The 4,012-nt window shown below is 70.7% G+C and carries 4 protein-coding genes; 2 read left to right on the top strand and 2 right to left on the bottom strand.

Going from position 1 to position 4,012, the window contains the following annotated elements; all coding sequences use genetic code 11:
- Positions 1-113: 113 nt before the first annotated feature.
- A complete protein-coding gene (locus tag OHA72_RS06160) occupies positions 114-1,688 on the top strand; it encodes a S8 family serine peptidase (RefSeq protein WP_327006882.1) in 1,575 nt (524 codons plus the stop codon).
- 50 nt (positions 1,689-1,738) lie between these two features.
- Here the strand turns inward: OHA72_RS06160 and OHA72_RS06155 are convergent, their stop codons facing one another.
- Positions 1,739-2,323: a sigma-70 family RNA polymerase sigma factor gene (locus tag OHA72_RS06155; RefSeq protein ID WP_327006881.1), complete on the bottom strand. Its 585-nt coding sequence runs from the start codon at positions 2,321-2,323 to the stop codon at positions 1,739-1,741.
- 178 nt (positions 2,324-2,501) lie between these two features.
- Here OHA72_RS06155 and OHA72_RS64550 point away from each other — a divergent pair, with 178 nt between their 5' ends.
- Positions 2,502-2,810: an anti-sigma factor family protein gene (locus tag OHA72_RS64550; protein ID WP_442788524.1), complete on the top strand. Its 309-nt coding sequence runs from the start codon at positions 2,502-2,504 to the stop codon at positions 2,808-2,810.
- Here the strand turns inward: OHA72_RS64550 and OHA72_RS06150 are convergent.
- Positions 2,728-3,999, bottom strand: a complete 1,272-nt coding sequence (locus OHA72_RS06150) for a hypothetical protein (RefSeq protein WP_327006880.1) — start codon at positions 3,997-3,999, stop codon at positions 2,728-2,730. The two genes, OHA72_RS64550 and OHA72_RS06150, sit on opposite strands and share 83 nt — an antisense overlap.
- Between the last annotated feature and the right edge of the window lie 13 nt (positions 4,000-4,012).

The raw sequence follows: 4,012 nt of genomic DNA, 5'->3' as shown, positions 1-4,012 counted from the left end.
CAACGGGCGCTGCCCTGGGCCGGATCACCCGCCGCGCGCTTTTCCGTGAACGCGACCGGGGGCGGAGCCGTTGTACGGGCCGGCGGTAGGAACGCTGACCCAAGGGAGCGCCTGTGCAAGCCTGGACAAAACGACGGTCGACCGGAGTCGTCCTCATCCTCGCGGCCGTCGGGCTGCTCGTCGCGGCCGGTTTCCCGGCACTGGCCGCCCCGCCGTCCGGGTCGGCCCGGGTCAAGTACCACCTGGTCGCGGCGGGCACGAACGGCGCGGTGGAGACGGTGCCGGAGATCGCCCTGAACCTGCTCGGCAGTCAGAACCGCGCCGGAGAGATCTACGAGCTGAACGTTGGCCGGCCGCAACGCGACGGCGGCGCCCTCACCAGCGGCGGGTCGTTGCGTGCCGGGTGGGCGCTGGTGCTGCCATGGGACGCGGTCGGCGACGGAGTCCGCTACGGCGTGTTGCCCGGGCCGACATCCCCGCCAACGGCGACCAAGGCCCCGACTCCCACGGCTAAGCCCAACCAGTCGCCGCCGGCGCACACGTCGGCCCCGCCCCGGTCGACGACCACCGGCTCACCTGGTTCCACCCCGGCGCCCACCACCCGGCCGACGGCTCCGGCCGGTGCCTGCCCCGCAGTGCCGGTGCCCACGCCGGCCAAGGACGCGGGGGCGCAGCAGGACATGGCCCTGACGGACGCCTGGGCGGCGGCGGGGCGAGGCAGTGGCGTGGTCGTGGCCGTCGTCGATTCGGGTGTCGATGCGAGCGTGCCCACACTCTCAGGTCGGGTGAGCGAGGGGGTGGACGTCGTCACAGGCACCGAGTCCGGCACCACCGACTGCCTGGGCACCGGAACCGCCATGGCGGCGCTGATCGTCGGCGACGATCCCGAGTTCCTGCTCGGCGTCGCCCCCGACGCGACCGTGGTGCCGATCCGGGTGACGGTCGACCAGGCGACCGCGACCCCGACCAACCAGGCGACCGCGATCGACGTGGCAGTCTCGTCCGGAGCGAGGGTGATCGCGCTGGGATCGTATGTGGACGTCTCCTTGCCCGGCGTCCGTCAGGCGATCAACAACGCCGCCCGTCACGACGTGGTCGTGGTCACCGCGGCGCCGGCGCCCGACGACGGGTCGCTGCCACCGCAGCTGCTGCGTGTCGGGATGCTGAACGGTGATGGGCGGCTCGCCCGGGAGTATCCGCCGGGCACGGTCGACGTCGTCGCGCCGGGGCAGAACTTGGCGAGTCTCGGCACCGGCCGACGAGGCAAGATCCAGGTCAGCGGGGTGCAGTACGCCGTCGCGTTGGTCGCCGGAGGCGTGGCGCTCGTGCGCGGCAAGTCGCCGGGCCTCTCCGCAGCAGAGGTGGTCAAGCAGTTCCGGGCGACCGCGACCCCGGTCGATGCCGGATCGTCCGGTCCGAGCGGGTCGGCCGGTGACGATGGCCCGGTGGTGGTCAACCTGACGAAGGCGATCGCGGCCGCGATCCCGAGTGGTGCCGCCCGGGTCACCGCTCCTCGGGCCGGCGAGGAGGGCGGGTCGGGCAAGGCGACGATCCTCATGAGCGCGGCCGTACTGCTGGTGCTCGTCCTCGCCGGGGTGCTGCTGCTGCGTCGCCGCCGTGTGCTGCGGACGGTCGACTGGGACCCGACCGAACGATCCACACCGGAAGAGTGGCCGGATTCCCGCTGACGTCGATCACGAACCCTCGCCGGTGGGCTCCCACTGGCGAGGGTTCGTGGTCATCCGAGATCAGCCAGCCCTTCATCGGCGACCAGGCCGCGTTCGGCGAACCGTTCTCGCAGGGCGCGCAGCGCATAGAAGCTTCGTGACTTGACCGTGCCCTCCGGTATGCCGAGAATCTCGGCGGCCTGCGCCACGGACCGGTCCCGGAAGTAGACCTCGATCAGGACGTCCCGGAACCGGGGTGGCAGTTCCAGGACCGCCTCGAGAATCGGTGCCTGCTCGCCGACCCGTTCGATCCGGTCGTCGGTCGCGGGACGTTCCTGCAGGCGTTCGTCGCCGACCTCCGTGGGACGGGCCAGCGTCGCCCGCACGTGGTCGATGAAGATGCGCCGGGCCACCATGAACAGCCACGGCCGGCTCCAGTTGCCGTCCACCCGGGCCTCGGGATGCCGCCAGGCGCGGACGAGAGTCTCCTGGAGAAGATCCTCGGCCCGGTGCCGATCCCCCTTGGTCAGGCGTATGAGGTAGCTGAGCAGCGCGGAGCCGTGCGCCTCGTAGAGGGCGCGGACCGCAGTATCGGAGTCGCCGTCGGGCGCGGCTCCCGCGGGGTCGCCGCGCCGTCCCTGCTGTTCGCCTGTCACCACGGGGGGTAATACGCGTCGACCGTCGGCAACGTTCATGCGGCCATGGACCTGTCCACCAACCCGGCGACGTGAGGGAGTGCCGCGAGCATGTGAGATTTCTATGGCTTGGTTGAACGATCCGTATCGTGACGCTCGTCGTACGGTCGGTGATGTTGCATCTGTGAGGGGTTAGGCGATGCGCCGCGATGGTGAAGACGATCATGAGCAAATACGGACACTGCTCGGAATCTATGCGTTGGGTCAGATGTCACCCGATGAGATCGCCGCGGTGGAGGCGCACTTGGCGCGGTGTCGTCCCTGTCTGGCCGAGTGTGAGGAGTTGGGCCTGACGGCCCTCTGTTTGGGCGCCCTGTCTGATGTGGACCTCACTGTAGTTATTGTCGAGGCCGGGCGTTGCATGATCACGATACGGCTATTGACCAGCGGGACCGGGGCCCGGACCCGACCGCGACCGGCACCACCCGGGGCCGCCGCCGGGCAATGAGTTCATGCAGGATCGCCACGTCGGTCGAGGCGAGTTCGTCGAGAAAGACGACGAGCAATGGGGCCGAGCCGGGCCCGTCGGCGAGCTCACGCAGCGACGCCACGCGGCGGCTGGCCAGATCGTTGAGGCCGGGAACGTCGTCGACGACGACCGTCGACACTCCGGCCTGCAACAGTTGGCGCGCGATCTCCGCCGCCTGGCGGAGTACCCCGGCGCGCACGCCGGTGATCCTGACGACGTCGGGGCTTACCGCGAGGTCCACCCAGAGCGCGTCCGGCCCCGCCTCACCCAGCCGTACCACGGCACCGCCGCTGCGGCGCGGTCCTACCAGGCCGCGGCCGAGGAAATCGGCATCCGCGTCCGGGCGGGCGCCGATGAGGCGAACGGTCACCACGTCCGCACCGACCCGCAGACTGGCCTCTACCCGTGTCATCACTGGGTCCGCGGATATCATCGGTTCTGGTTCCGGTTCCGGTTCCGGTTCCGGTTCCGGTTCCGGTGCGGGCGCCGGCGGCGTCGGCCGCGCGGACGGCTCGATCGGCCGGCTGTGCTCGATCAGGGCGTCGTCTTCGACCGCGCCACTTTCGAACCGGCCGCCGTCCTGGGGCGTGTGGGCCCACCGGCGCCGGACGGCGGGCACTCGCTCAAGCCCCGAGTCGAGCGCCGCTTGCGCGGGCGCGGGGAGCCTGATCCGGCGACCGCGCCGCAGCAGGTGCAATGCGAGGCCGAGGATGGTAGTGACCAGGATGAAGGCGGCCACGCGTACACCGCTGCCGCTGGACGACTGCGGCGCTGCCCCGCTACCGGTCGTCGACGGCGGAGCCTGTGCGCTACCGAAGATCGGTGGCGTGCCAACCAGGACGCCCGGCCCGTCGGCATCAGCCGGAAGGATGAGGATCCACCCGGGCATCAAAACGAGCGGGTCCTCGAGTCGCTGCCCATCCGGCTGGAGTCGGCCCTTGTTCAGCTCGAATATCTCCAGATAGCGACGTCCATTGCCGAGAGTCCGGGCGGCGATCTGAAACAGGTACTGCCGCTCGGACGTGCCGGTGGTCCCGACGACGTAGTACTTGACCGGGTTGGCCTGGCCCACTGAGGTCGATGGCGACGGTTCCTCCGCGAAGGCGCGGACGGCACCGAAGTGCCCAGTGCCGGCGAGGAGCGCCGCGAAGAGCAACCAGGCCGCCACGCGCCGCGCCACC

Source organism: Dactylosporangium sp. NBC_01737, from assembly GCF_035963215.1.
Taxonomy (GTDB): Bacteria; Actinomycetota; Actinomycetes; order Mycobacteriales; family Micromonosporaceae; genus Dactylosporangium.
Note: the sequence above shows the minus strand (reverse complement) of the source record. Positions and strands in the feature narration are given on the sequence as shown.